The 565-nt window shown below is 46.5% G+C and carries 1 pseudogene; it reads left to right on the forward strand.

Annotation, left to right across the window (positions count from 1 at the left end):
• Positions 1-565: pseudogene (locus tag J4E76_RS20750) on the forward strand (hypothetical protein); the annotation flags it as partial.

The following is a 565-nucleotide window of genomic DNA, read 5'->3' on the forward strand; positions in this document are numbered from 1 at the left end:
CTCCTACTGTAGTAGCGCAGAACCTTACACTTGCTCTTGACAATGATGGCCTTGCAGCTATCACTGTAGAAGATGTTGACAATGGCTCTTCTGATAACTGTAACCTTACGCTAAGCCTTGACAGGTTCGCCTTTGATTGTAGTGATGTAGGGCAGCATACCGTAACACTTACTGGCACTGACCCGAGTGGCAATACAGCTTCTGCTACTGCTACCATTACCGTAGTCGACAACATCGCTCCTACTGCCATCGCTCAAAACCTTGAAGTATTCTTAGATCAGGATGGGGTGGCTAGCATTACTACCTCTCAAATAGACAATGGATCTTCTGATAACTGTGGTATCGCTTCTATCACCCTGGACAGAGACACCTTCGGTTGTGGTGACCTGGGTGAGCAGACTGTAACACTTACTGTTACTGATACCAATGGCAACAGCGCTACTGCTACCGCTACCATAACCGTTACTGATAACATCGCCCCTATTGTAGTGACTAAAGATATCACTAGGATAATCGGGGCTGGCGGACAGGTAACCATTACTGCCGATGATGTACTCAACTTTAA

Source organism: Roseivirga sp. E12 (assembly GCF_017592825.1).
Taxonomy (GTDB): Bacteria; Bacteroidota; Bacteroidia; order Cytophagales; family Cyclobacteriaceae; genus Roseivirga.